We start from the raw sequence: 23,702 nt of genomic DNA on the forward strand, positions 1-23,702 counted from the left end.
CCCCCCCTCTTGGGGTGGTGGCCCGGGTCTGTCCACGACCCACGAGCCCGGAGGGCACCCACGATGACCGAGACACCCGAGATGCCGCAGAACGGGCAGCCGGGCATGCGCCGCCGGAAGGAAAGGGTGCAGCGTCCGGTGACGACCGTCATTGACGGCAAGCCGTCCACGCGGATGGAGACCCAGGAGGTGTGGGTCGACGTGCCGCCGCGTGACTGGGACGAGATCATTCGACGAGGCGCCACCAGCGTGGCTGTCCTCGTGACGCTCCTCGCCGCGGCCGGGACTACCGCGAGCGTCGGCGGCCTGCTCGGTCGGCTCCTGCACCCGGGCGTCGCCTACGCCGTGGGCGCCGTCTTCACCTCCTCCTGGCTGGTGTGCCTCGGCATCGAGCACATCGAGCGCGTGGACGCCGACCGCGCCGCCCGGGCCCGCAACGCCGGGTGGATCATGCTCCTGATCGGCATGGCCGCCGTCATCACGTACGGCCACGAGATGGAGCAGCTGCCCGCCGGCGTCGTCGGCTCCTGCCTGGACCTGGCGGCCAAGGGCCTGTGGTGGCTGATCATGGGCCTGGACCGTGTGAAGCTGGACGCCGGCGTCGCCCACTGGGTCACCGAGCAGGAGCAGGAGATGGCCGGCCGGTACCTGCTCGGCATCCGCCTGCGTCGCCTCAACCGGCGCGCCGTCCAGCTCCACGCAGGCGGCCCGGAGTTCCAAGCCGCCCAGGCGATCATGAGCCAGGCCACCGGACAGCCCCAGCAGCTCCCGGCCGCGGACATGTCCGGACACGCTGTCCCGGTGTCCGCTCCGGTGTCCGGACAGACCCCGGCCCAGGCCCCGATGCCGGTGTCCGGACAGGTCCCGGACCCGTCCGGACCGCCGCCCTCGGCGCCAACCCCGCCCCCGGCCGCGCCCACGCCTCCGCCCTCGGCGCCCACTGTGCCCCCGGCCGCCCCTGTGCCGCCGCCTGCCGCTCCCGCGCCGCCCGTACCGCCGGTCACCCCGGCGGCCACCGGCGCATCCGGCAGCAGCGAGCAGGGCGGCGAGGAGGAGCAGCCGGAGGAGCAGGGCACGACGGGCACCCCGCCCAACCTGCAACCCGTGGGCCCGCTGTCCATCGCCGCCGCCGTCCGCCAGGCCCGCACCGAGGACCCGGACCAGACCGACGCCCAGATGGTCGCCCGCGTGCTGATGCTGCGCGGCGGCGACGACAACGGCGACCGCGTCAAGTTCACCGACACCGTCCTGCGCACTCGCCGCCGCCAGGAGAACCCGCCCGCGCGCCGCAAGAAGACCCGGAGCGCCTGATGCGCGGTGCCGTCCTGCTGGCCGTGGTCGCGGTCGCCGCTTACTGCTGGCTGCGCTACCGCCCCGGAGCGACCTCGAGCGACCGCCGCCCGGCCGGCTCCCGCCCGGGCGGCCGTCCGATCCAGGGCGCGGGCGCCTCGGCGGACACCCACGCACGGGAGCTGCGCACCCCGCTGGTGCGCCTGGCCACCGCGGCCGGGATCCACACCCGCGCGGAGGCCCGCGCCCGCAACTTCGCGATCGGCGCCGAGGGGGAGCGGTACGTCGCCGAGCTCCTGAAGCCCCTGACCGGGGAGGGGTGGGTGTTCCTCGCTGACTGCGCCCTGCCGCGCGGGGAGGCACAGGTGGACCTGCTCGGCATCAGCCCGCGCGGCCTGGTCGTGAACGTGGACCCGAAGAGGTGGGACCGCCGTTTCCGCCTGACCGTGCGCGGCAACCGCCTCCTGCACGGCACCAAGGACGTGTCCGAGCGCATGCGCGGCCTGGCCTACGAGACGCGCACCGTCGCCGCCCTGCTGTCCGTACCGGTCGTGTCGGTGGCCGCCATGGTCGGCCCGATGCTCCGCGGCACGATCCTGCGCTTCCGCGGCATCCGCCTGGTCCCGGCCGAGGACGTCCCCGAGCTGCTGCGTGCCCTGGACCGCAAGCACCTGACCACCATCCCCGCCGGCCGCCTGGCCGACACCGCCCGGCGGCTGCTGCCGCCCAAGACCGGAAAGTGACCATGCTCAGCAACCTTGACGTCCTGATCCTCGGCCTCCTCGGCTGCCTGTTCATCAACCCCCGCCGCTTCAAGACGGTATGGCGCGCCCTGCTGGCGGCGTTCGCGTGCGGCATTGTCACCGCGGCCGTCTACCTGCTGGTGGCCCGCCCCCTGCTCGCCCGCATGGCGGAGGCGCTGGGATGACCGCCGGACCGGACGAGCGGCTGCGCGTCATCCCCGGCGGCGGCCCCGAGACCGAGGCAGAGGCGGAGGCCCGTATCCGGGCGGAGCTGCACCGCCGCGGGCTCGGCCCGGGCGGCCCGGCCTCCTCGCCGCCGCCCATGCCCTCCCGACCGCCGCGTGTGCCCGCGCAGCCGGACGCCGCCGACGTCGACCAGGAGCCGGGGGAGGAGCCCGAGCAGGCCGCCCCGGCCAAGGCCCTTAACGACCGGCTGGTGGACTGGTGGAGCGCGCACAAGCCCCACCTGGCCGACGACGACGGCGACGACGGCGAGGAGGAGCCGGACGACGACGGCGAGGAGGAGCCGGCCGCGCGCGGCCCCCGCCCCCACCGCGGACGCGTGTCCAAGCGCCCCGCCAAGGACGACGACGAGGACGGCGACGGCGACGAGGACGAGGACGAGCCGGACGACGAGGACGCCAAGGGCAAGAAGTCCAAGAAGGGCAAGGGCAAGAAGGGGAAGCGCAAGAAGGGCAAGGGCGACGAGAGCGAGGAGGGGCCGCGCTGGTCCCGGCCCGTCCTCGGACGCCCGCCCGGCCTCCCGGCCGAGAAACACAACCTGTTCACCTGGTGGCGCGGCATGGAGCCCCACACCAAGTGGCTCATGTACCACGGCACCGGCCTGGGCGCCGGCCTCTACTTCGGCGTACCGGCCTACGGCTACGAGGGCCACCGGTTCATCGCGGACAACCCCGCCGGCGACCTGGAGGTGTGGGCCACCTGGGGCCTGCTCGTCCTGCTGCTCATGGCCGACTACCGCGTCCGCAACCTGTTCCCCCCGCTCGCCTGGGCCGTCCGCGCGCTGTCGACGTCCGTCATCGTCGGCGCCCTCTGGTACGGCACGCCCCTCGCCGACCTCGACCTCTGATCTGGAGACACCACCCCATGGACATGCACCTCGGTATCGGCGGCGTCGCCCTGGGCCTCACCATCGCCCTGTGGTTCGGCACCACCAAGGGCGGTAAGCACAGCCTCACCTGGGGATGGACGCTGTTCCTCGCCACGGTCGCCGGCTGCGCCTACAAGGCCGCCGGTGAGCCGTTCTCCTGGATCTCGGACCTCATCATGGACGGCGCCGGCATGGCCGGGGGAGTCATCCCCAAGGTGACCGCCGCCGGTCTCTGCATGGCCCTCGTGCTGATCGTCCTGTTCGCCAAGAACTCCCTGCGCAAGGTGGCGTTCCTCGGCATCGCCTTCACCACCGTGGCCGCCGGCGCGGACGCTGGTCCCTTCCACTTCCTGGCGCAGCGGATCGAGATCATCGCCATGCACTGGGCGTGATGCAGATGACCTCCGCCCTGCACCTGGTCCCCGACCCCGACGACGAGACCCCGCCGCCCGATACGGCAGGGGAGAAGCACCCCACCCCCGAGCCCACCCCAGCGGCCCCGGCCGTCGAGGAGGAGCCGGGGGAGGAGCTGCACGACGCCGACGAGGCAGACGAGGAGCCGGACGACGAGGTCGGCGAGGACGACGAGGAGCACGAGGAGCCCGCCCCCCGGCGGGTCCTCGCCATGCCCGACCTGCGTCCGTACGCGGACGTCACCGCCGTCCCCCAGGTCATCAGCGCTGGCGTGGAGGCCACCCGCCGCGCCCGCGCCAATCGGGCCGAGCGCCGCAAGGGCCGGCCCCGGCGGCTCCTGGCCATCGCTGTGGACGTCGCTGCCGGAACCGTCCTGCTGCTGCGCCACGGCGTCGCCTGGCTCGGCGGCGACTACGGACCGGCCAGCGTCAAGGGCCCCGGCCGCATCGGCCTGGCGTTCCTGGGCGGATACTTCGCCTACCGCACCGTGGACACCTGGCCCCTGTACGGCACCACCGGCCTGGCCGCCGTCTGGCTCGGCGCGGCTCTGGGGGAGCGGCACCGCCAGCGCGCCGAGGCTGCCGAGGACGTCAAGAAGAAGACCAAGGGCAAGGCGGGCAAGAGCTCCCCCAAGGCCGCCGCCAAGGACGCCGAGGACGGCGACCAGGAGGCAGCCGAGAAGACCCCCGCACGCCGCTCCTGGTGGTCCCGGATCACCTCCCCCGGAGAGCCGGACGAGGCGCCCGCCGACACCCCCGAGAAGGACGCCGGCGACTCCCCCGACGAGGCCGCCGACGAGGGCGAGGAGGAGGCCCCCGCCGAGGCTGCTGCAGAGCCCCCCGCGCCTCCCTCCCGGGAGGTCATCGCGGGGGCCCTCCACCAGCTCTACCGAGGGGGTAGCGGGGTGCTGCTCACCACCCTCCGCCAGCACCTCTCACAGCCCCACACCCGGGCCGTCCGGGAGGTGCTGGGAGCGGCCGGTATCCGGGTGCGGGAGGGGGTGCGCACCCCGGGCGGGAATGGGCCCGGCGTCCACACCCACGATTTCCCGCCGCTGCCCCCCTCTCCTGACCCCTCCCCTGGAGACGTTGTTTGCGCAGGTGAGAGCACCAACAACAACAATGCCAACACCGAGAGCGACCCCCAGAAGGGGTTGGATGCAGACGGCACCTACTGGCCTCCGGGGCGGCCCTACTACTTCGAGCCGGACCCCGCCAACCCCCACGGCACGCGGATCGTCTACCCCCGCGAGCCGTAGCGCGCGACCGTTCGACCCCGGGCGCCCGCCGCTCGAACTGACCGAATCGGGGGCAACCTCACGCCCCCGATCCGTCCCGAACGGTTCCCTCCAGGGCTGGTGATCGGTCACCATGGGGGCACAGACCGTAAGGAGGACGGGGGCCATGAAGAGGTACCGCTGCGACGACTGCGGAAGCACGTCCACGGTGTGCGTGACGGACGGCGCGTACTGGACCGAGGCCCGCCGGCACCGCAACATCGCCCACGCCGGCCTCATCCCGGACGGCGAGCGCGCCATCTACGTGCCCGTCGCCAACCTCCTGGACATCCCGCGCGGCCAGGCCGTCGCCTCCGCGATCCTGTTCGTCGTCATGGTCGCCGCGGTGTTCATGCGCTGACCCCGGCCCGCTCCCCCGGGCACAGCACAGGGCCGCACCGGAACTCTCCGGGTGCGGCCCTGTCTCGTACGCGCGCCGGCGTCGCCGGTCCCCCAGACCCGTGGGGCCGGCGCTACTTGGTGGTGCGCTTGGCGCCCTTGATGGAGCGCACGGTGGGCTGCCGCTTGCGCGGGACGTCGAACTCGCGGGCGACCTGGCGCACGTACTCCTCGGTGAACGGCAGGACGTCCGCCACCTGCTTGTTGGTCGCGTCCGGGTTGTTGAGGAGGTCGGAGGCTACGGCAGCGCGCAGAGCTTCGCGGCTCCGCTTCAGCGCCCTCTCGGCATCTGCCACGGCCTTGATGCCGGCCATCACGTCATCGCTGGGGGTGTACTGGCTCATGGCAGCAGGGTTACACAACTCAGGTTGGCCAAGCAAGTCCCCGCGCGGCGAGCCGCACGTAAGGGGCGTGATCTGAGTTCGCGTGCCTCATGTTGGCCAACTTGACTTGGCCAACAATGCTTGGGTAACTTGTGTGACGCAGGCCGGGCGAACGCCCCGGCCGCGGCACCAGGAGGTCCCGATGGCGAGCACCACCCCCACCGCCCCCGCTCAGGTCGGCAAAGGCCAGGCCGTGCACTACGTCCGCAAGGACTCGTTCCACTCCCACACCATCGGCTGCGGGCGCCTGGTGGCTACGGAGCTGACCGAGCAGCAGGCCGCCGGCCGCAAGGCGTGCGGACCCTGCAAGCGCGCCCTGGAGGCCCTGACCGCCGAGCAGCCGGCCGAGCAGGCCCCGGCCACCTCGGCCGAGGACGCCCGGGCCGCCAAGATCGCCGACATCGAGCGGCGCGTGCACCCCGTGGAGGCCGACACCGTCACGGCCGCCACCATGTTCGACCCCGAGCTGACCTACTACGCGGACGGCACCCGCGTGGTCATGCGTGCCAAGGACACCGAGCGCACCGGCACCACCTTCGGGAAGGCCGGGAGCGGACTGCCGAACGTGTACGCCTACCAGGCCGTGCGCTGGGACGACGGCGACGCCGACCTGATCGCCCCCCACGTCCTCCACCGCGCCGACCAGGACGCCGAGGCGCACCGCCAGGAGCTGGTGACCGAGGTCGCCGCGCGCACCCTCGTCCTGTCCGCCCACGCCACCGCCCACAGCTTCCAGCCGGTCGACCAGCCGGACGGCGAGCGCATCGCCTGGACGTTCCGCACCGGCAACGGTGCCAGCGCCCGCTACCGCTGGGTGTCCACCCGCAACGTCCTCAGCGACGGCAACGGCAGCGAGTACCGGTGGCAGGCCGAGCAGGCCGCCCGCCTCGCCCGCCGCACCGGCCTGGACGACGCCCCCATGGCTGAGCACATCGCCCTGGTGACCGCCGAGCCCACCAAGACCCTGGAGCGCATGGCCGCCGCCCTGGACCAGGACACCGTCTACGCCAAGGAGGTGGGCCCCGGCCGCTGGGAGGTCAAGCGCGGCGGCACTTTCATGGGCACCGTCCACGACGAGGGCGCCCGCATGCGCCGCGGCCGTTACGCCGCCTGGGCCCCGTACGCGGAGCGCCGCGACGGCCAGGTCGGGTTCCACCACGACCTGGACGCCGCCCGGGACGCCGTGGCCAAGGCGTGGCCCGTGGAGGTCGCCGAAATCGCCGGCGAACTGGGCGCGCCCGCCTCCCGCGTGCTGGAGGTTGCCGAGCAGGTCGCCCAGGAGTGGAAGCCCGAGGGTCGCCGCGCCATCCTGCGCGCCGAGGCATACACCGGCACGAACAGCCGGGTGACCCAGGCCGCCGCCGACGAGATCCGCCAGCGCCTGGAGCTGCCGGACCACGAGCAGGCCGCCCGCGCCTGACCTCCCGCCGGCCGCCGCCCCGCCCCGCCTCCGGGGGCGGGGCGCCGCCGTATCCAGGGCCTGGGACGCGTGACACTCCCGACTTTCTCTATCCAACTTGACTTGGCCAAGGCGAGTTGGGTAAGTTATGGGTTGTCAGGACGGGCAAGGGGCCCGGACGGAACGGAAGGACACGCCATGAACGCCACCACCACCACCAGCCCGGCCCAGGTCGGCAAGGGCCGCACCGTCCACCAGGTGCCCACCGGCGAGATGGTGACCCTGTGCGGCAGCACCGCCACCAGCCTCCTGGCCGCCGCCGAGGCCCAGAAGGGCAAGGCGTGCGCCAAGTGCACCAAGATCGCCGCCCTGCGGACCGCCGAGGCCGCCCCCGAGGCGCCGGCCGCCGAGGAGACCCCCGCCGCCGAGCAGGCGCCCACCGAGGCCGCCCCGGCCGTGGAGGCCACCCCGGTGTGGCGCACCCTCAAGGGCGCGGGCACCGACGGAGCGTTCATGATCTACGGCGACCTGCACGAGGCGCGCGGCAAGCTGATCTTTACCTCCTGGGGCACCGCGAAGCAGATCAAGGGCCAGCCGTACACCTTCACCCGCCAGTGGAGCGGCAACCGCGGCTTCAACCGCTACCTGGAGGACACCGAGGGCCGCACCGTGGAGTTCAACGGCGGCATGGCCACCAGGGTCTGGATGGTGGACGGCATCCCGGCCCCGGCCGCCGACGTCGCCGAGCAGGCCCCCGCCGACGAGCAGGAGGCCCCGGAGGTCCCGGCCGTCCAGGAGGCCACCGAGGTGGACGACGCCCCCGCGGAGGTGGCCGAGCCGGCCGAGGCCGAGGAGGCCCCGGAGGCGGACGACGCCCCCGTCGAGGAGGCTCCCGAGACCGAGGACGCCCCGGCGGAGCCGGTCCAGGTGACCGCCTACACCGCCGCCCTGGAGGCCCTGCACATCAACGGCAAGGACAACGACGACCGCACCCTGACCCTGGACGCCTCCACCGTCCAGGAGACCGTGGCCGCCATGCGCCGCATGCCCCGCTGGAACGCGGCACAGGAGCGGTTCACGGTCAACAAGGTGGCCCTGATCGTCGCCCGCAGCGCCGAGGGTGAGCGCGTATGGGTCCGCGGTGAGGCCGCCCCGATCCGGGTGGACTTCGCCGGTAACCCGATCGCGGAGGACGCCCCCGCCGAGCCCGGCACCGTGGACATGGCCGCCGTGCTGGCCGCCACCCGGGTCCTGCGCCGCCGCGCGGAGGTCCAGCGGGTCATCGCCAGCCGCACCGCGAGCACCCCGGCCGAGGCGCCCACCGCCTGACCGACCGGCCCCGCCCAGGACGCCCCGCCCCCGCCAGGGGGACGGGGCGCCGGCAGTTCCGGGAGGCGACACGCGACACTCCCGAACAGCTTGGCCAACTTGACTTGGCCAACGTGAGTTGGGTAAGTTATGGGTTGTCAGGACGGGCGAGGGGCCCGGACGGAACGGAGGGACAGCGCAATGAACATCACCGCCAAGGCCGCGCAGCAGATCGCCCGCCTCGTGGACGCCGAGGACGCCCTCACCGCCGCCCGCCGCGAGGAGGCCAAGACCGCCAAGGCCGCCCAGCGCGCCACCGACCGCGCCAAGGCTGCCCGCGCCAAGGTCGCCCCCGCCCGCGCCGAGCTGCGCAAGGCCGAGCGCACCGGCAAGGGCCTGGCCGCCGCCACCCGCCGCCTGACCGCCCGCATGGCCAAGGCTGCCGACCTGGAGCAGACGGCCCGCGTCGCCCGCCACCAGGCCCGCCTGGCCGCCCGCGCCGCCCGCGCCGCCGCCCGCCGCCTGGACCGCCTGGCCCTGCGCGCCGCCACCACGGCCACCCGCATGGTGGGCGAGGTCGCCGAGCGCATGGGCCGCCACACGGCCACCGCCCCAGAGCAGGACAAGACGCTGCCGGTGGAGGAGCTGCCCGCCGTCAAGGAGATCGAGGCCCACGCGGACCGCTTCAAGGCCCTGGACGCCGACGCCAAGGCCACGGCCAAGCTGGCCGACGCGGAGAAGAAGTGGCTGCGCCGCCTGCCCGTGGGCGTGTACGGCCGCGTGACCGTCACCCGCACCAACGGCGGCACGGTCATCGACGCCGACCAGGTCGCCGTGGCCTACCTGGACAACGGCCTGGGAGTGCCCCCGCGCAAGGCCCGCAAGGACACCTTCAAGGTGGCCCTGGCCGAGGCCCCCGCCGTGGAGGTCGCCGAGGACGTCGCCCTGGTCCTGACCGCCTGACCCACCCCCCCAACCCGCCGGGCCCCACCCGGGGCCCGGCCCCACCGAAGAAACGGAGCCCCCCATGGCCGCCCAGACCCGCCCCGCCCCCGCCACCACGACCGAGCAGGCCCCCGTCCTGTGGCGCGGCGCGACTGTGCCCAAGAGCCTCGCCGCCGACTGGGACGGCGAGACCGCCGCCGCCTGGCGCCGCGACGTAGCCCGCGCCCTGGGCTACTACGTCCCGCCCACCGGCTGACCCACCCCGCACCGCCCTGCCGGGCGCACCAGGCGCCCGGCCCCCACCGAAGAAACGGAGCACACCCCATGTCGATCCTGCCGCGCCACACCCCCCAGGTTCACCTGGACGCCCTCACCGAGGAACTGACCGCCGCCGGCATCACCCTGGGCCCCGTCAAGCCAGGCACCCGCGTGACCCGCATCGTGGACCACGGCGGCATCCGCTGGGAGCTGACGTTCCTCGGCAGCCGCTACGGGTGGGCGCTGCGCGGCCCCGGCGTCGAGCACGGCGTGGGCGTGGACGCCCCCGAGGCCGCCGAGCGCATCGCCGCAGCCGCCATGGACGCCGACGAGCCCGGCATCCCCGCCCCGGCCACCTGGCGCGGCGTGCCCGTGCCCCAGGAGTACGCCACCAGCTGGGACAGCCCGGCCGCCGTCGCCTGGCGAGACGGAGCAGGCGTCGCCCTGGCGGTTGCCGGCCTGCGCGCCGCCGCCCAGGGCGACAGCTGACCCCACCCCGCACCGCCCGGGCCGGGCGCACCCGATAGGCGCCCGGCCCGCTCCCCCCTGGAGAGGAACCACCGCCATGGCCGCACCCGCCCTGTACGGAGTCGCCGCGCGCGACGTCACCACCGGCGACCTGCTCACCTGCGACTCCGTGTTCGACCTGGCGGACCTGCCCGCCCTGCTGGAGGACTACCGGATCCGCTACGAGGACCGGGCCGACGTGCTGATCGACCTGGACACCACCCCCACCGCCCCCCTGCCCACCCCGCCTGACCCGCAGGGGTGAAACTGCCTCCCACCTGCCACAACCCCTCTTGCCCAACTTGACTTGGGCAAGAGGGGTTGTATAGCGTTCGGGGTGTTGGACCGCACCACCAAACGAAGGAGCCCCCATGGCCATGAACCCGATCCCCAGCACCCCCACCGTGGCGATCGCCCGGGAGCTGCGCCGCCTGGGCCTCAAGCAGGGCAGGGGCGGCGACTTCACCGTGGCCGGCGACTACGTGAACGGAGAGCGCCGCTTCACCTACGTGACCCTGTACCGCCGGGAGGCGGAGGTCCTGGTCGCCGAGCGCGCCGACGAGATCGAGGAGCGCACCGCAAACGGCCCGTTCCCCTTCAAGGTGAGCGTGCGCTACATGGGCGACCGCCCGGTCGCCAGCATCCACAACGGCGCCGCCGAGCGCGTGAGGGAGCTCCCGGAGTCCGCCCGCACCGCCGCCGACGAGCAGCCGGCCGAGGAGGCCCCCGAGGCCCCGGCGGCGACCGAAACGGCCGACGCCCCGCAGGCCGCCGTCGAGGTGGACCCCACCGACTGGCGCGCCGAGCAGGCCGCCCGCGCCCTGGCCTGGTCCAGCAAGCACGCCGCCGCCGTCCGGGCCGCCGTCGACGGCCACCTCCTCCGCGACGAGGACGGCACCCCCCGCCTGGTCGCCCGCCCCGGCCTGGCCGGAACCCCCATCGCCGCCGGCCGCCTCATCCCCCTGGAGGCCGCCGGGTACCTGGTTCACGGCGACGCCGACGAGCACGGCCGCCGCCCGATCCTGGCCACCGCCGACGCCCGCCGCGCCCTGGCCCTGTGGGACCACTTCCAGCCCGCCCCCGTGGAGCGCGGCCGCAAGCAGGAGCACCAGGCCCTCCCGCCGCTGCAGGGCGGCGAGGAGCACCAGCGGCGCGCCGCCAAGTTCCGCGCCGAGCAGGCCCAGCGCGAGGTGGAGCGGGAGTGGCTCTACGCCGAGCTGGAGCAGCGCCACGCCGCCGAGGCCCTGGAAGACCGCTGCTGGGACGCGTGGGCCCGCGTACAGGACATCACCCACCGCCTCGGCCGCAAGGTGCCCGCCGGGTGGGCGCCCACCGAGGAGGAGGCGCAGCTCCACAGCCTGGACCCGGAGATCGTGGCCCTGCTGCGCCAGCGCGCCGCCGAGGCGGCCGAGCAGGCCCCCCGGGACACCGACACCGCGGCGGCCGTCGACGGCCCGCAGCAGGCCGAGCAGGCCCCCGCGCAGGGGGAGCTGTGGAACGGCCGCCCCGGGCCGATCCCCGGGCCCGGCGTGGTCGAGCCCGGCATGCACGTGGAGTACCTGCCCCCGTTCCGCCCGGGCGCCCGCACCCGCCACTGCCACGGCGGCACGATCGTGAGCGTGGGCACCACCTGCGTGCGCTGGAGGCCCTACAAGTGGCACCAGGACGTGCGCACCCCGCTGGAGCACATGCGCATTGACCCCAACATGCACGTCAACCAGCGGGAATGGGTGCGCCGCATGGCCGCCGACCTGGACGCCGGGCGCAAGCTGACCCGCCATCCGGAGTGGACCGTGTGGAGCCTGGCCCAGCACCTGGAGCACGCCGCCGAGCAGGCCGCCGCCGCGGCAGCCCTCGAGGAAGCACCCGCCCCGGCCGAGGCGCCCGCCCCCCGCGTGGTCGTCATCCCGTGCGGAGGTGCCAAGCAGGCCCAGGCCGCCCCGGCAGGGGAGCTCTACACCGGCGGGTATCACCGGGCCTGCCGACGCGCTGCTGACGCCCTCACCGCCCAGGGCGGCACCGTCCTGGTGCTCAGCGCCCTCCACGGCCTGGTGCCCCTGGACCAGGTGCTGGAGCCGTACGACGTGCGCATGGGTCAGCCGGGCAGCGTCACCCCGGCCCGGCTGGCCGAGCAGGCCCGGGCCCTGGGCGTGGACCAGGCCGCGGACGTCACCGTGCTGGGCGGCGCCGCCTACACCGCCGCCGCCCTGACCGTGTGGCCCGAGGCGGCCACCCCGCTGGCCGGCCTCGGCGGCATGGGCTACCAGCTCCAGGCCCTGGCCGCCATCGCGGCCGGGGCCGCACCCGCCTCCCACCTGCCGGAACGCGACATCCGACCCGTTGACCAACTTGCGTTGTCCAAGTCGAGTTGTGTAACGTGTGAAGCACCGGGAAGGCGCAGGGCCCGACCGGGAAGGGAGACCGACCGTGTTCACCGTTGGCCAGCAGATCCGCACCACCGTCGACCTCACCGACACCGAGGCGTACGAGGCCGGCGACTGGGAGGGCGAGGAGATCGACGCCCCCGCCGGAACGCTGGGCACCGTCCAGGCCCTGCCGGACTCCACCAGCGGCTACGGGGTGCTCCTGTCCTGCGACCCGCACGACGTGCCCGCGGAGTACAGCGCGGACGAGATCACCGCCGCCTGACCCACCCACCCCCCGCCCCACCCTGGGCCCGGGTGCACCCGATATGCACCCGGACCCGCCCCACCCACCCGAGAGGACACCCCCCATGGCCCGCCGCACCGTTACCGCCCGCACCCTGGACCTGTTCACCGGCCGCGACGGCGCCGCCCTCACCTTCATGGAGGCCACCGTCATGCTCGTGGCCATGACCTCCGCCCAGGTGGCCGCCTGGAAGTGGGTGGGCGACGAGACGGACGGCACCGACCCTGTCCAGGGGTGGGAGGTGCGCGACCGCACCGGCTCCCTGCTCGGAGTGATCCTGCCCCTCGGTCACATGGCCACCGCCATCCATGCCGAGTGGTACGACGCCGAGGCCGGTGAGTTCTTCCCGGCAGGGGAGACCAGCACCGCCGTGCTCACGCAGGCCATCTCCCTGGTGGTCGACGCCCGCCGCCGCGCCGTGGGGGATCTGCCCGCCGGCCGGGACTACGTCCTGGACCCGGAGCCCCCGGCCTCCCACCGGCGGAGCGGGATGTGCCACTGGCTGTACTGCTTCGACTCCCACTGTGTGGACCACGGGCCCGTGTGGGCCACCGCGGCCTGACCGCCGCACCCTCTCCGGCCGGGCGCACCCGATGAGCGCCCGGCCGCTGCTGTGTCCGGGCACCTCCTGACCTGCCGCGACACGCCACAGAACACGTTGGCCAACTTGACTTGCCCAACGTGAGTTGGGTAACGTGTGGGGTGTTGGAGGGCAATACAGCCCCCCGGGAACGGAGCACCCACATGAACACCACCGCCACCGCCGCCCGCACCGCCACCCCGTACACGTACCGCCAGTGCGCCGCCCGCGCCCGCGACCTCGCGGACATCCTCCGCACCCGCCTGGACGGCCACCCCCACCGCGCCGAGCTGCTGGTGTTCATCGGCCACCTGCACACCGCCGCCGAGGGATTCGAGACCGCCGAGCCGCTCGTCATGGACGGCGTGACGATCACCAACTGCACCCCCGCCGAGGGCCACCTGCCCCTGCTCATGGCCGTGGCCCACGCCGCCGACCACCCGGAGGCCGGCATCTCGGAGGCCGTGTTCGCCTACGTCACCGCCCCGATCACCCGCCGCACCTACCGCCCGGAGCCGCTGGCCGGTGGCGGCCGCGAGGACGCCGAGCTGCGCACCCGCATCGCCCTGGCGGAGCACGACCTGACCACCGAGGCCGACCCCACCACCCGCTACGCCCTCCTGGCCCTCCTCGTGCAGCTGCACGGCGACCACCTCGCCCGCGGCGGCCAGGTCGCCGCCTGACCCACCCACAACCGGCCGGGGGCCGTACCCGATATACGGTCCCCGGCCCCGCCCCCACCCCACCACCGGAACGGAGCAGGACCCATGCGCAACTACGCCACCCACCAGAGCACCGGCGGCCGTGACTTCCAGTGCGACGCCACCGCCGTGGCCACCATCGACGGCGTACGCGCCTACGCCCTCCTGGACGGCATCGGAGACAAGCCCTACGTGCGGGACTGGACCCGCGCCGCCGCCCGCCGCCTGGCCCGCACCGCCGCCCGCCTCCACGACGCGGAGACCGGCCTGCGCCACGAGCGCGACCGCTACGCCCGCGAGGACGACCGCCAAGGCCCGTGGGCCATGGGCCCCAAGGCGTGCGCCCTCGTGGCCGTCGAGGCCCCCGGCCTGCCGCTCACCGTCGCCTGGAGCGGCGACGTGCGCGCCTACTGGCTCGTACGCGGCACCCTGCGCCCCCTCACCCAGGACCACAACCTGCGTCGCGTCTACCCGCCCTGCGAGACGCACGACGGCGGCAGCCGCCACCGCGTCACCAGCTGCCTCGGCTCCGTCGACACCGACCAGGACCTCATGAACGAGGTGAACCACCCCGCCGTCGAGGCGGCCACCATCAGCGCCGAGCGCGGGCGCCTGCTGCTGGCCTGTGACGGCGCGTACGAGCCCCACGAGGACGCCGGCCACCGCATCGGTGACCTGCTGTACGGCACGCCCGCCGAGGCCGCCCGTCGCGTCGTCAAGGACGCCGTGGCCACCGCCCGCACCGTCACCAACCGGCCGGACAACGCCACCGCCCTGGTGGCCGACCTGTACGCGTAACCGCAGGCCGGACGGTGTCCGGACGTGTCCGCGGACACGTCCGGACACCGCTGGAGCGGCGACACTCCCGACGTTGGCCAAGTTGCGTTGGCCAAGTCATGTTGTGTAACGTGTGGGGTGTTGGAAGGGCACAGCGCCCGACCGGAAAGGACAGCGATGCAGCAGCGCGAGCAGGAGCACACCACCGTCGAGGGCGACCTGACCGTGACCGGAAACCTCCACGTGGGCCGCGAGATCAACGGCATGACCATCAAGGACGTGATCGACGGCATGACCGTCCGGACCGTGTTCTTCGACAACGGCACCAGCCGCCGCTTCAACTACGCCCGCCGCGTCAACACCTGACCACCCGCCAGGCCGGGCGCACCCGATATGCGCCCGGCCCCGCACCCCACCCACACCCCAGGCAAGGAGACACCCCGCATGATCGAGATCACCCACACCCACGAGGACGGCACCCTGGTGGACGGCACCGCCGAGGGCGACGGCACCGCCCCGATCCTCAAGACCCACGGCTTCCGCTGGTTCCCCTCCATCAAGCAGTGGGGCATCCGCAACAGCCGCGACCAGGCCGCCCGCCGCCTGTCCATCAACGCCGCAGCGGAGGCCCTGCGCGCCGCCGGCCACGAGGTCACGGTGGAGATCGACGACACCCCCCGCGACAACGCCACCGTGCGCGCGGACAAGCACGAGCGGCTGGAGGAGCGCCGCACCGGCCTGGCCGCCAAGGGCGAGCGCCTGACCGCCGAGTCCGCCGCCCTCCACGCCCGCTCCAACGCCATGGTGGAGCACATCCCCATGGGCCAGCCGGTCCTGCCCGGCCGCCGCGGCCAGGCCCACCGCAACCTCCTCAACCGCTCCATCGACACCGCCATCAAGGGCTCCCAGGTGGCCCGCCAGGCGGAGGTCATCCCCGAGCGCATCGCCGGATCCCACCGCGCCGAGGCCCGCGGGGAGCGCCCGGACGTCATCAAGCGCCGCGTGGACCGCATGGAGGCCGAGGTGCGCGGCATCGACCGCCGCCTGGCCCGCCTCGCCCCCGGCCCCAGCGTCGTACGCGAGCAGTACGAGGGAGACCGCGCCACCCTCGTGACCCGGATCGAGGGGGACAAGGAGCTGCTGGAGCAGGCCCGCCAGGCGGGCCGGTTCGGCCAGTACAGCCGCGACAACGTCCACAAGGACGACCAGGTGAAGATCCGCGGCCAGTGGCGCCAGGTGGTCCGGGCGAACGCCAAGACCGTGGCCGTCACCACCGGCTACTCCTGGGAGGACAAGTACGGGTGGGAGGAGGTCAAGGACCTGCGCTGCGCCCACGTCGAGGACACCGCCGAGGCCGCCGAGTCCACCACCGACTGACCCGCCCCGCTGGCGGCGGCGCACCCCGCGCCGCCGCCCCGACCTGCACCCCGGGAGCACCCCATGCGCATCCAGGCCGACGACCTCCAGGTCGGCGACATCATCACCAGCGGCCCCGGCCCCGTGACCGTCCGGGAGCTCAAGCGCGGCGACGGCGGCGACCTGATCACCAACCCCGACGCCCCGGACGAGATCAAGGGCCACGCCTGGGAATGGGTCGACGTCGACCGCCCCCGAGCGTCCGCCTTGACGGACGAGCAGCTCACCGAGCTGCGCGAGCGCGCCCGCCGCGAGGCAGGCCCGTTCGTACAGCCTCACGTCCTCAACCGCCCGACCCACAACCCGGAGTGGGCAGCGGAAGTCCTGGGCCGCCCCTCCGGGGACTCCCGGCCCCTCACCTGGCCGGACCACTATCTGCTGTACCTGGCCGCGCTCGCCGAGCCCACCCCGCCCCCGCCGCCGCTCGCCACCGCCCGCCTCGCCCAGCAGGAGGCCGAGCAGGAGCAACGCCGCCAGGCCGAGGCAGCCGAGCGCCACCGCAAGGTCGAGGAGTGGCAGCGCCTCCAGGCCGTCCTGCGCGACGCGTACGGCGTGCGCGCGGACGTCCGCCACAACTACACCAGCCACCGCCACCTGGACGGCTACACCCAGGGTGGGGACCACATCTACCTGCTGGACGACCTCAACGCCGGCCGACTGCACCGGGACGCTCACGCCGTCCTGTGCTACGTGCCCAGCCGCGCCCGGGACCTCCAGCACTTCGAGCCCATCGACGACGGCCGCACGCCGAGCTGCAAGGCGTGCCTGGCCACCGCCGCGCGCCTGGCCGCCCGCGCGGACACCACCGGACGCGCCCCGGACACCACCCCCGCGGACACGTCCGGACACGCCTGACCAGCAGCAACCTCAACCGCCGGACACCGGTGGGGACATGTCCGCCCCGTGTCCGGACACCGCCCCGGACACTGTCCGGACACTGTCCGAACACCGCTGAACACCCGGCCGGGGTCCCGCCCCGGCCGGTACCCTCCACCGCACCCGACCCCGCACGGAGCGCCCCGCATGAAGCTGCACACCCCGCCCCGCTATGACGCCCACTGGGAGGGCACCGAACTCGCCGAGGACGACACCCACCGGTACGTGTGGCTGTGGCAAGGCTTCAACATCCGCCTGGTGGCCATCCCTAAGCACGACGACGGCGCATGGATGTATGAGCACGGCTGGTGCTACCCCAAGGACCCGGAACTGGTGGCCCGCGCCGTCGCCGACTGGGACCCGGACACCCAGGACGAGCCGATGGGCTGGCACAAGCGGCCCACCGTCCCCGCCCGCCGCGCCCCCCGCCGGAACGAGGAGGACCCCTACAACCGGGACCGGTGCGTCCACGGCTGCTACCTCACCGAGGGCTGCCGCACCGTCAACTGTGAGGAAGCCCTGGCCCACCAGGAGGCCGTCCGCCCGTAACCGCCCGCCCACTGGGCCCGCCCTGGCCGTCCCCTCCGGCCCGTGCGGGCCCTCCTCGTCCCCAGGGCCCCGCCCACCGCCCGGCGTACCCTGCTCCGCTGCCCAAGCAGCCCCCGAGCAGGGACAACACCCATGAGCCAGGCCACCTACGCCCGCACCGAAGACGTCGCCCTCGGCGACCTGCGCCCCTTCCCCGGCAACGCCCGCCGCGGCGACCCCGCCGTCATCCTGCAAAGCCTCGTGCGCACCGGCCAGTTCCGCAGCCTCATCGCCCGGGACACCGGCGACGGCCTGGTGGTCCTCGCCGGTAACCACACCCTCCAGGCCCTGCTGGCCCACGGCCCCGGCCCCTGCGGCCTCACCACCACCGTGGACGGCGAGGAACTGCCCTGCGCCCTGTGCGGCGGCCAGGAATGGGCGCCCGTCGCGCGCTGCGAGATCGTCACCTGTGACGACGCCACCGCCACCCGCATCAACCTGGTGGACAACAAGGCAGCCCAGACCGGGGGATGGGACGAGGAGGCCCTGGCCGAGCTGATCGCCGGTCTGGACGGCGACCTCGCCGGCACCGGCTACACCGACCAGGACCTGGCCGACCTGGTGGCCGCCATCGAGGAGGCATACGAGGAGGACGAGGAGCCCGAGCCCGAGCAGGCCGCCCCGGCCGGGAACACGGCACCGGCGCAGCCGGCCACCTCGAGCGCGCCGCCGGCCAGCGGCGACACCATCCCGGAAGGCCCCGCCCCGGGCACCGTCGCCCCGCCCATGCCGGACGGCATGCGGTCCATGCTGCTCACGTACCCGGCCGCCGACCGCGACGAGGCCGCCCGCCTCGTGTCCGCGGCCCGGGAGGTGTTCGAGGCGGAGGACGCGAGCGTCATCGTGCTGCGCGCCCTGCGCACCCTCGTGGCCGTCCTGGACTCCCGCCACGCCCACGACGGCGTCGTGACCGTCAAGGCCCTGCTGCGCGCCGCAGGCGCCCCCGAATCATGAGCACGGCCGTCGACCTGGCCCCGCCTCGGCGGCGCCGCCTGCGCCGCCCTGAGCGGCTGCTGACCCAGAACAGCGAGCTGCGCGACGAGGGCATTTGGAACTGGACCCTCCCGGCCCTGGCCACCCGGCTGCGCGACGGACGCACCGTCAAGACCTGTCCGGAGGCCGGCGTCTGCGCCCTGGCTTGCTACGCGCGCCAGGGGACCTACCTGTTCCCGGGCGTGGTCGACCGCCACCAGCGAAACCTGGAGTACGTCCTGGACGACCTGCCCGGCTGGCAACGCCAGATGGCCGCCGAGCTCGCCCACCCACGCCACCAGGGCGGGTGGGTGCGCGTACACGACGCCGGCGATTTTTTCAGTGACCACTACCTGGCCGCCTGGCTCCGCATCATGATCTTCCGGCCCGGCGTCAACTTCTACGCGTACACCAAGGAAGTCAGCCGGCTAAAGCGCATGGTGGCGCCCAACCCGCCTGCCAACTTCCGCTGGGTCTACAGCTACGGCGGCCGGGAGGACCACCTGCTGGACCCGAGCAGGGACCGCGTCGCCGACGTGTACCCGGATGAGGCCGCCATCCGCGCGGACGGCTGGCACTCCCAGGACTCCAGCGACCTCCTGGCCGTCCTCGGCCCCGCCCCCGTCGGCATCCCATCCAACAACATCCCGCAGTTCCGCCGGCGCATGCAGGGCCGCACGTTCCGCCAGTGGCAGGCCGAGCAGGACGCCCGCCGCCGGGACCGGGTCAGTACGTGACCCGAGCCCTGACCGCCGCGCCCACGCCCTTCTCCATAGCAATGGTGCTCAACAGGCACATGGCGGCCTCCAGCCTCCACTCCTCGCGCTGCTCCCGGCTGGAGGCCGCCCACTCCTGCCGGGTGACCACCTTCCACGCGCTGTAGGGGAACGCCTCCACCCTCGCCTCGGCGAACACGCGCACGTGGGTGGGCGGCGGTGGCGGGGGCGGGCAGCTCGGCACAGGCATCGACGGCACTCCTCACAGTCGGGAACGGCGCGGCGGGCACTGTACGCCCACCGTCCACCACCACACCCCCAGGCGGAACTTGCGCTTCCGCTTATCCTTCTCCGTCGCCCAGGACACCGAGCAGGGGGATAAGCCCATGTCACAGGCGACGTACGTGCGCACCGAACAGGTGCCGCTGGAAGACCTGAGCCTGTACCCGGGCAACGCCCGCAAGGGCGACGTGCGCCTCATCCTGGAGAGCCTGCGCGCCAGCGGGCAGTACCGCTCCCTCATCGCCCGCCAGACGCCGGACGGCCTGGTCGTCCTCGCCGGCAACCACACCATGCTGGCGCTCGCCCTCCACGGCCGCGGCCCCTGCACCTCCTCCATCCCCACCGCTGCCCGCCCGGACGCCGACTGCGCCGTCTGCCACGGCCTCCCCTGGGCCCCCGCCGCGCGCGTCGAGATCGTGGAGTGCGACGAGGAGACCGCGCGCCGGATCAACCTCGTGGACAACCGGGCCGCCGAGAAAGGCGACTGGGACCTGGACGGCCTGGTCGAGCTGCTCTCCTACCTGCCGGACCTGGACGGCACCGGCTACAGCGACGCGGACGTGGAGCGCCTGCTGGCACCGCCCCCCTCCCTCGAGGAACTGGCCGACACCTACGCCCCGCGCGAGGACTACGGCGACGAGCAGCCGGCCCGCGCCGCCGTCCCGGCCGGGGACGCCACCGGCGACGACGAGCAGGGGAGCGGCCTGTGGCCCGTGCTGCGCCTGCGCATCCCGCCCGCCGTCCGGGATGAGTTCTACGCCGCCACCGCCACCTGCCCCCGCTCCGCCGACGACGGCGCCCGCCTCGCCTGGCTGCTGGAACTCACCCGCCCGACCCGAGAGGACTCCCCCAAATGACCTCCGCCACCTACCTGCGCACCGACACCATCCCGGTGGACCGGCTCACGCCGTACCCAGGCAACGCAAAGCGCGGCGACGTGCCGGCGATCCTGGCCAGCCTGCGCAAGAACGGGCAGTACCGCGGCCTGGTGGTCCGTCAGCAGCCTGACGGCGCCCTCGTGGTGCTCGCCGGCAACCACACCCGTCAAGCCCTCTTCGAGCACGGCCCCGGCGACTGCGGCGTCAAGGCCTGCGGCGTCTGCCGGAACAGCCCGCACTGGGTCCCGGCCGCGCGCTGCGACGTCGTGGAGTGCGACGACAAGACGGCGCTGCGCGTGAACCTCGCCGACAACCGCACCTCAGACCTTGGAACGTACGACTACGCCGGCCTGGCCGAGCTGCTCGGCACCCTCGGCGACGTCGACGGCACCGGCTACAGCGACCAGGACGTCGCCGACATCACCGCCCTGGTGGACCTGCCCGACGACGACGAGCCCGTGCGCGGCGCCCCGGAGCGCTCCGCCCGGGCCGCCGGCGACGAGGACGGCGACCTGGACACCAACCCGGAAGTGTTCAACCCCGTCATCAGCCTCCGCGTGCCTCACGCCGTGTTCGACCGCTGGCGCGCTGCCCTGGACGCCCACCCCGGCCAGGACGACGGCGCCAAGCTCCTCGGCCTGTTGAACGAGGTGGAGACGGCCCGGGCCGGGGCCGCGGCATGAGCACCCCGCAGCCGTTCAAGGCCCTGACCTCATACGCGTACTTCCGCACGCCGATCTTCGCGCCCTTCTTGGAGGAGCTGCACGTGGGCCCGACCCAGGTGTTCGGGGACTCCGGGGCGCACTCCGCGCGCACCCTCGGCATCACCCTCACCGTCGAGGACTACGCCGCGTGGTGCCACCAGCACGACCGCCGGCTGACCCTGTACGCCAACCTGGACGTGATCGGCGCCCCAGAGGCCACCTGGCGCAACCAGAAGCGGCTGGAGCAGGAGCACGGCCTGGAGCCGATCCCCGTCTTCCACACCGGGGAGCCCTGGCACTGGCTGGAGCGCTACCTGGACGAGGGATACACGTACATCGCCCTCGGCAAGCTCCTCGGCAACCCTCTTCCGGACGTCCTCACCTGGTTGGACAAGGTGTTCCGCATCGCGGATGGCCGCGCCGTCTTCCACGGGTTCGGCCTCACCGTGGACCGGGCCCTGCGGGAGTTCCCGTTCTACTCCGTGGACTCCTCCACCTGGACCGCCGGGTTCCGTTTCGGGATCATCCGCCTTTTCGACAACGCCACCGGCCGGTGGGTGACCCTCCTCCAGCGCGACCGCCAGGCCCTGCTCCAGCACCGGGACCTCATCCGCCACCACCACGCCAACCCGCTGGCGTTCGCGTCCAAGGCCACCCAGGACAACACCGCGGCAGCCGTCACCGCGGCGGTCGCCTGGCGCCGCTTCGAGGCGTACATCCGCGCCCGCCACGGCCCCATCGCCATCCCGCCCGGCCCGCACAACGCCGTAACCCGCAACGGCGCCCAGGCCGCGCCCGGACTCCACCTGTACCTGGCGGAGTCCACCACCACCAACCTGCGCCGCGCAGCTGGCGGCGTCCGCACCCTCCAGCAGGAAGCACGAGCATGACCACACCCGAGCCCGAGCAGCCGGCCCCGGCCGCCGAGGTGCTGGACCGCACCGTCACGGTCGGCCCCATCGCCGTCTTCTTCACCAACGTCAACCGGGCCATGAACCTGCGCGCCCACTCCCACACCGGCGCCGTCACCGTCGTCTACGACACGATCGGCCGCCACGGCTACCCCTCGTTCGCCGACACCAACCAGGCCCTGGAGCGGTACATCCACGCCCTGACCCGGGCCGTGTTCAAAGACGCCACCAACGAGGACATCGCCGACCGCCTGTTCGCCCACCTGGACGGCTACGTAGACCACGCCTGGGAGAGCTGGGGCGGCCACTACCGGCTGCGCGCCGTCCACCTGGACGTCATCGGCGTCCGCGACGCCATCGGCCACGACACCGGAACCACCCGCTACACCGTCGCCCGCCCCCACCACACGGAGCTCCAGCCATGACCAACCTCGTGACGATCCGCCACAACTTCGAGACGGCGCACCGCCTCCCGCACCTGCCCGGCAAGTGCCAGTCCCTCCACGGCCACTCCTGGTGGGCGGAGGTCACCGTGGCCGCCCCGGACCTGTCCCCGGCCGGGATGGTCGTGGAGTTCGGCGCCTTCAAGAAGGAGCTGCGCGCCTGGATCGACCAGCACCTGGACCACGGCGCCATGCTCGGCGCTCAGGACGCCCTCCTGCCCATCCTGCGCGCCCACGGCTCCAAGGTCTACGAGGTGACCCGCTGGCCCACCGTGGAGGCCACAGCTGAGCTACTCGCCCACGTCGCCGGCGACATCCTGTTCGGCCTGGACCACGCCTACCGCGCTTACATCTCCCGCGTCCACATCACAGAGACCCACGCCAACGGCGCCACCTGGGAGCAGACCGACCCGTTCGAGGACGCCTCGTGACCGCCCTGGACGTCGACACCAACGACACCCTCGTCGTCCGGGAGGTCTTCGGGCCCACCGTGCAAGGCGAGGGACCGAGCACCGGCCGCCGCTGCTCGTTCATCCGCCTCGGCGGCTGCAACCTGACGTGCACCTGGTGCGACACCCCAGAGACCTGGGACGCCGGCCGCTACAACCTGCGCGAGACCCTCACCCGCCGCCCCATCCACCAGATCCTGGCCCACGCCCTGCAGGGCGACCCCGCCATGGTCGTCATCACCGGCGGTGAACCCCTCCTCCATCAGCGCAAAGACGGCTGGCGGGCCCTCCTCGGCGCGCTCATCCTCGCCGGGGCGGAGATCGAGGTGGAGACCAACGGCACCCAGGAGCCCACCGAGCACACCGCCCGCTGGGTCACCCGCTTCAACGTCTCACCCAAGCTCGCCCACGCCGGGGACCCCGCGGAGAAGCGCATCCGCCCGGGCGCCCTGTACGCCCTCCATGACACCCGCAAAGCCTGCTTCAAGTTCGTGTGCCGCGGCCTGGACGACCTCCGCGAGGTACAGGCGTTCACCGCCGCCCACGCCATCGACCCGGAGCGCGTTTGGATCATGCCCGAGGGCACCGACAACGCCACCATCACCCGCCGCCTCAGCGAGCTCGCCGACCCGGCCATCGCCGCCGGTTTCAACGTCTCGCCCCGCCTCCATGTCGCCATCTGGGGCGACGAGAAAGGCCGATGAGC

31 protein-coding genes are annotated in these 23,702 nt (G+C 73.6%); 29 read left to right on the top strand and 2 right to left on the bottom strand.

Annotated features, from left to right (window positions below; genetic code table 11):
• Positions 1-63 precede the first annotated feature (63 nt).
• From M2157_RS28105 to M2157_RS28135, 7 genes are all read left to right on the top strand, one after another.
• Positions 64-1,311: a hypothetical protein gene (locus M2157_RS28105; protein WP_280866525.1), complete on the top strand. Its 1,248-nt coding sequence runs from the start codon at positions 64-66 to the stop codon at positions 1,309-1,311.
• Entirely contained in the window at positions 1,311-2,033 is a 723-nt protein-coding gene (locus tag M2157_RS28110) for a nuclease-related domain-containing protein (RefSeq protein ID WP_280866526.1), read from the top strand. The genes M2157_RS28105 and M2157_RS28110 overlap by 1 nt, the downstream gene beginning before the upstream one ends.
• A gap of 2 nt (positions 2,034-2,035) precedes the next feature.
• The gene (locus tag M2157_RS28115) at positions 2,036-2,218 is read left to right on the top strand and encodes a hypothetical protein (RefSeq protein WP_280866527.1); all 183 of its coding nucleotides are present in this window, start codon (positions 2,036-2,038) and stop codon (positions 2,216-2,218) included.
• Positions 2,215-3,123 carry a hypothetical protein gene (locus M2157_RS28120; RefSeq protein WP_280866528.1) on the top strand — a complete coding sequence of 303 codons (909 nt, stop codon included), beginning with the start codon at positions 2,215-2,217 and terminating at the stop codon, positions 3,121-3,123. The genes M2157_RS28115 and M2157_RS28120 overlap by 4 nt, the downstream gene beginning before the upstream one ends.
• 17 nt (positions 3,124-3,140) lie before the next feature.
• Positions 3,141-3,536, top strand: coding sequence for a hypothetical protein (locus M2157_RS28125; protein ID WP_280866529.1), 396 nt, complete (start codon positions 3,141-3,143; stop codon positions 3,534-3,536).
• Positions 3,536-4,816: a hypothetical protein gene (locus tag M2157_RS28130; RefSeq protein WP_280866530.1), complete on the top strand. Its 1,281-nt coding sequence runs from the start codon at positions 3,536-3,538 to the stop codon at positions 4,814-4,816. Before M2157_RS28125 ends, M2157_RS28130 begins: the two co-directional genes overlap by 1 nt.
• A 145-nt stretch (positions 4,817-4,961) precedes the next feature.
• Positions 4,962-5,195 (top strand): hypothetical protein, encoded by a 234-nt coding sequence (locus M2157_RS28135; RefSeq protein ID WP_280866531.1) that lies wholly within the window; start codon positions 4,962-4,964, stop codon positions 5,193-5,195.
• A gap of 112 nt (positions 5,196-5,307) precedes the next feature.
• On the opposite strand, the gene M2157_RS28140 is transcribed toward M2157_RS28135, so the two are convergent.
• The gene (locus M2157_RS28140) at positions 5,308-5,577 is read right to left on the bottom strand and encodes a hypothetical protein (protein WP_280866532.1); all 270 of its coding nucleotides are present in this window, start codon (positions 5,575-5,577) and stop codon (positions 5,308-5,310) included.
• Positions 5,578-5,758: 181 nt separating this feature from the next.
• Between M2157_RS28140 and M2157_RS28145 the strand changes: the two genes are divergently transcribed.
• The 16 genes from M2157_RS28145 (at position 5,759) to M2157_RS28220 (ending at position 19,350) form a co-directional block, all read left to right on the top strand.
• Entirely contained in the window at positions 5,759-7,036 is a 1,278-nt protein-coding gene (locus tag M2157_RS28145; protein WP_280866533.1) for a hypothetical protein, read from the top strand.
• A gap of 177 nt (positions 7,037-7,213) precedes the next feature.
• Positions 7,214-8,344 carry a hypothetical protein gene (locus M2157_RS28150; RefSeq protein ID WP_280866534.1) on the top strand — a complete coding sequence of 377 codons (1,131 nt, stop codon included), beginning with the start codon at positions 7,214-7,216 and terminating at the stop codon, positions 8,342-8,344.
• Positions 8,345-8,524: 180 nt separating this feature from the next.
• Complete coding sequence (locus tag M2157_RS28155; protein WP_280866535.1) at positions 8,525-9,286, top strand: hypothetical protein; 762 nt, start codon at positions 8,525-8,527, stop codon at positions 9,284-9,286.
• Between the two features lie 64 nt (positions 9,287-9,350).
• Positions 9,351-9,524: a hypothetical protein gene (locus tag M2157_RS28160; protein WP_280866536.1), complete on the top strand. Its 174-nt coding sequence runs from the start codon at positions 9,351-9,353 to the stop codon at positions 9,522-9,524.
• 68 nt (positions 9,525-9,592) lie between these two features.
• Positions 9,593-10,015 carry a hypothetical protein gene (locus M2157_RS28165; RefSeq protein ID WP_280866537.1) on the top strand — a complete coding sequence of 141 codons (423 nt, stop codon included), beginning with the start codon at positions 9,593-9,595 and terminating at the stop codon, positions 10,013-10,015.
• Between the two features lie 76 nt (positions 10,016-10,091).
• Positions 10,092-10,298 (top strand): hypothetical protein, encoded by a 207-nt coding sequence (locus M2157_RS28170; RefSeq protein WP_280866538.1) that lies wholly within the window; start codon positions 10,092-10,094, stop codon positions 10,296-10,298.
• Positions 10,299-10,404: 106 nt separating this feature from the next.
• Complete coding sequence (locus M2157_RS28175; RefSeq protein WP_280866539.1) at positions 10,405-12,870, top strand: DUF6884 domain-containing protein; 2,466 nt, start codon at positions 10,405-10,407, stop codon at positions 12,868-12,870.
• Positions 12,768-13,265: a hypothetical protein gene (locus tag M2157_RS28180; RefSeq protein WP_280866540.1), complete on the top strand. Its 498-nt coding sequence runs from the start codon at positions 12,768-12,770 to the stop codon at positions 13,263-13,265. Before M2157_RS28175 ends, M2157_RS28180 begins: the two co-directional genes overlap by 103 nt.
• A gap of 182 nt (positions 13,266-13,447) precedes the next feature.
• A complete protein-coding gene (locus M2157_RS28185) occupies positions 13,448-13,966 on the top strand; it encodes a hypothetical protein (protein ID WP_280866541.1) in 519 nt (172 codons plus the stop codon).
• An 84-nt stretch (positions 13,967-14,050) separates the two neighbouring features.
• Complete coding sequence (locus tag M2157_RS28190) at positions 14,051-14,782, top strand: mucin-2 (RefSeq protein WP_280866542.1); 732 nt, start codon at positions 14,051-14,053, stop codon at positions 14,780-14,782.
• Positions 14,783-14,938: 156 nt separating this feature from the next.
• Positions 14,939-15,127, top strand: coding sequence for a hypothetical protein (locus M2157_RS28195; protein ID WP_280866543.1), 189 nt, complete (start codon positions 14,939-14,941; stop codon positions 15,125-15,127).
• Between the two features lie 78 nt (positions 15,128-15,205).
• A complete protein-coding gene (locus tag M2157_RS28200; protein WP_280866544.1) occupies positions 15,206-16,138 on the top strand; it encodes a DUF3560 domain-containing protein in 933 nt (310 codons plus the stop codon).
• Positions 16,139-16,201: 63 nt separating this feature from the next.
• The gene (locus M2157_RS28205) at positions 16,202-17,032 is read left to right on the top strand and encodes a hypothetical protein (RefSeq protein ID WP_280866545.1); all 831 of its coding nucleotides are present in this window, start codon (positions 16,202-16,204) and stop codon (positions 17,030-17,032) included.
• Positions 17,033-17,200: 168 nt separating this feature from the next.
• A complete protein-coding gene (locus M2157_RS28210) occupies positions 17,201-17,602 on the top strand; it encodes a hypothetical protein (protein ID WP_280866546.1) in 402 nt (133 codons plus the stop codon).
• A gap of 132 nt (positions 17,603-17,734) precedes the next feature.
• Positions 17,735-18,595, top strand: a complete 861-nt coding sequence (locus tag M2157_RS28215) for a hypothetical protein (protein ID WP_280866547.1) — start codon at positions 17,735-17,737, stop codon at positions 18,593-18,595.
• Complete coding sequence (locus M2157_RS28220) at positions 18,592-19,350, top strand: hypothetical protein (protein WP_280866548.1); 759 nt, start codon at positions 18,592-18,594, stop codon at positions 19,348-19,350. The genes M2157_RS28215 and M2157_RS28220 overlap by 4 nt, the downstream gene beginning before the upstream one ends.
• On the opposite strand, the gene M2157_RS28225 is transcribed toward M2157_RS28220, so the two are convergent.
• Positions 19,340-19,579: a hypothetical protein gene (locus M2157_RS28225; protein ID WP_280866549.1), complete on the bottom strand. Its 240-nt coding sequence runs from the start codon at positions 19,577-19,579 to the stop codon at positions 19,340-19,342. The two genes, M2157_RS28220 and M2157_RS28225, sit on opposite strands and share 11 nt — an antisense overlap.
• A 136-nt stretch (positions 19,580-19,715) precedes the next feature.
• Between M2157_RS28225 and M2157_RS28230 the strand changes: the two genes are divergently transcribed.
• From M2157_RS28230 to M2157_RS28255, 6 genes are read left to right on the top strand one after another with little or no spacing between them, the layout of a single operon-like run.
• Entirely contained in the window at positions 19,716-20,468 is a 753-nt protein-coding gene (locus M2157_RS28230; RefSeq protein WP_280866550.1) for a hypothetical protein, read from the top strand.
• Complete coding sequence (locus tag M2157_RS28235) at positions 20,465-21,172, top strand: ParB N-terminal domain-containing protein (protein WP_280866551.1); 708 nt, start codon at positions 20,465-20,467, stop codon at positions 21,170-21,172. Before M2157_RS28230 ends, M2157_RS28235 begins: the two co-directional genes overlap by 4 nt.
• Entirely contained in the window at positions 21,169-22,083 is a 915-nt protein-coding gene (locus M2157_RS28240; protein WP_280866552.1) for a hypothetical protein, read from the top strand. The genes M2157_RS28235 and M2157_RS28240 overlap by 4 nt, the downstream gene beginning before the upstream one ends.
• Positions 22,080-22,529 carry a hypothetical protein gene (locus M2157_RS28245; RefSeq protein ID WP_280866553.1) on the top strand — a complete coding sequence of 150 codons (450 nt, stop codon included), beginning with the start codon at positions 22,080-22,082 and terminating at the stop codon, positions 22,527-22,529. Before M2157_RS28240 ends, M2157_RS28245 begins: the two co-directional genes overlap by 4 nt.
• Positions 22,526-22,978: a 6-carboxytetrahydropterin synthase gene (locus M2157_RS28250; RefSeq protein ID WP_280866554.1), complete on the top strand. Its 453-nt coding sequence runs from the start codon at positions 22,526-22,528 to the stop codon at positions 22,976-22,978. The genes M2157_RS28245 and M2157_RS28250 overlap by 4 nt, the downstream gene beginning before the upstream one ends.
• Positions 22,975-23,700, top strand: coding sequence for a 7-carboxy-7-deazaguanine synthase QueE (locus M2157_RS28255; RefSeq protein ID WP_280866555.1), 726 nt, complete (start codon positions 22,975-22,977; stop codon positions 23,698-23,700). Before M2157_RS28250 ends, M2157_RS28255 begins: the two co-directional genes overlap by 4 nt.
• Positions 23,701-23,702 lie beyond the last annotated feature (2 nt).

It is taken from the genome of Streptomyces sp. SAI-127, assembly GCF_029894425.1.
Taxonomy (GTDB): domain Bacteria; phylum Actinomycetota; class Actinomycetes; order Streptomycetales; family Streptomycetaceae; genus Streptomyces.

Excerpts from the sequence above, each read along its gene's own strand:
- M2157_RS28200 (WP_280866544.1), top strand. The coding sequence starts at position 15,206 with ATGATCGAGATCACCCACACCCACGAGGACGGCACCCTGGTGGACGGC.
- M2157_RS28245 (WP_280866553.1), top strand. The coding sequence starts at position 22,080 with ATGACCACACCCGAGCCCGAGCAGCCGGCCCCGGCCGCCGAGGTGCTG.
- M2157_RS28115 (WP_280866527.1), top strand. The coding sequence starts at position 2,036 with ATGCTCAGCAACCTTGACGTCCTGATCCTCGGCCTCCTCGGCTGCCTG.
- M2157_RS28210 (WP_280866546.1), top strand. The coding sequence starts at position 17,201 with ATGAAGCTGCACACCCCGCCCCGCTATGACGCCCACTGGGAGGGCACC.
- M2157_RS28220 (WP_280866548.1), top strand. The coding sequence starts at position 18,592 with ATGAGCACGGCCGTCGACCTGGCCCCGCCTCGGCGGCGCCGCCTGCGC.
- M2157_RS28105 (WP_280866525.1), top strand. The coding sequence starts at position 64 with ATGACCGAGACACCCGAGATGCCGCAGAACGGGCAGCCGGGCATGCGC.
- M2157_RS28190 (WP_280866542.1), top strand. The coding sequence starts at position 14,051 with ATGCGCAACTACGCCACCCACCAGAGCACCGGCGGCCGTGACTTCCAG.
- M2157_RS28180 (WP_280866540.1), top strand. The coding sequence starts at position 12,768 with ATGGCCCGCCGCACCGTTACCGCCCGCACCCTGGACCTGTTCACCGGC.
- M2157_RS28140 (WP_280866532.1), bottom strand. The coding sequence starts at position 5,577 with ATGAGCCAGTACACCCCCAGCGATGACGTGATGGCCGGCATCAAGGCC.
- M2157_RS28130 (WP_280866530.1), top strand. The coding sequence starts at position 3,536 with ATGCAGATGACCTCCGCCCTGCACCTGGTCCCCGACCCCGACGACGAG.
- M2157_RS28230 (WP_280866550.1), top strand. The coding sequence starts at position 19,716 with ATGTCACAGGCGACGTACGTGCGCACCGAACAGGTGCCGCTGGAAGAC.
- M2157_RS28170 (WP_280866538.1), top strand. The coding sequence starts at position 10,092 with ATGGCCGCACCCGCCCTGTACGGAGTCGCCGCGCGCGACGTCACCACC.
- M2157_RS28135 (WP_280866531.1), top strand. The coding sequence starts at position 4,962 with ATGAAGAGGTACCGCTGCGACGACTGCGGAAGCACGTCCACGGTGTGC.
- M2157_RS28205 (WP_280866545.1), top strand. The coding sequence starts at position 16,202 with ATGCGCATCCAGGCCGACGACCTCCAGGTCGGCGACATCATCACCAGC.
- M2157_RS28195 (WP_280866543.1), top strand. The coding sequence starts at position 14,939 with ATGCAGCAGCGCGAGCAGGAGCACACCACCGTCGAGGGCGACCTGACC.
- M2157_RS28250 (WP_280866554.1), top strand. The coding sequence starts at position 22,526 with ATGACCAACCTCGTGACGATCCGCCACAACTTCGAGACGGCGCACCGC.
- M2157_RS28160 (WP_280866536.1), top strand. The coding sequence starts at position 9,351 with ATGGCCGCCCAGACCCGCCCCGCCCCCGCCACCACGACCGAGCAGGCC.
- M2157_RS28120 (WP_280866528.1), top strand. The coding sequence starts at position 2,215 with ATGACCGCCGGACCGGACGAGCGGCTGCGCGTCATCCCCGGCGGCGGC.
- M2157_RS28150 (WP_280866534.1), top strand. The coding sequence starts at position 7,214 with ATGAACGCCACCACCACCACCAGCCCGGCCCAGGTCGGCAAGGGCCGC.
- M2157_RS28215 (WP_280866547.1), top strand. The coding sequence starts at position 17,735 with ATGAGCCAGGCCACCTACGCCCGCACCGAAGACGTCGCCCTCGGCGAC.
- M2157_RS28240 (WP_280866552.1), top strand. The coding sequence starts at position 21,169 with ATGAGCACCCCGCAGCCGTTCAAGGCCCTGACCTCATACGCGTACTTC.
- M2157_RS28165 (WP_280866537.1), top strand. The coding sequence starts at position 9,593 with ATGTCGATCCTGCCGCGCCACACCCCCCAGGTTCACCTGGACGCCCTC.
- M2157_RS28185 (WP_280866541.1), top strand. The coding sequence starts at position 13,448 with ATGAACACCACCGCCACCGCCGCCCGCACCGCCACCCCGTACACGTAC.
- M2157_RS28235 (WP_280866551.1), top strand. The coding sequence starts at position 20,465 with ATGACCTCCGCCACCTACCTGCGCACCGACACCATCCCGGTGGACCGG.
- M2157_RS28155 (WP_280866535.1), top strand. The coding sequence starts at position 8,525 with ATGAACATCACCGCCAAGGCCGCGCAGCAGATCGCCCGCCTCGTGGAC.
- M2157_RS28225 (WP_280866549.1), bottom strand. The coding sequence starts at position 19,579 with ATGCCTGTGCCGAGCTGCCCGCCCCCGCCACCGCCGCCCACCCACGTG.
- M2157_RS28110 (WP_280866526.1), top strand. The coding sequence starts at position 1,311 with ATGCGCGGTGCCGTCCTGCTGGCCGTGGTCGCGGTCGCCGCTTACTGC.
- M2157_RS28175 (WP_280866539.1), top strand. The coding sequence starts at position 10,405 with ATGGCCATGAACCCGATCCCCAGCACCCCCACCGTGGCGATCGCCCGG.
- M2157_RS28125 (WP_280866529.1), top strand. The coding sequence starts at position 3,141 with ATGGACATGCACCTCGGTATCGGCGGCGTCGCCCTGGGCCTCACCATC.
- M2157_RS28145 (WP_280866533.1), top strand. The coding sequence starts at position 5,759 with ATGGCGAGCACCACCCCCACCGCCCCCGCTCAGGTCGGCAAAGGCCAG.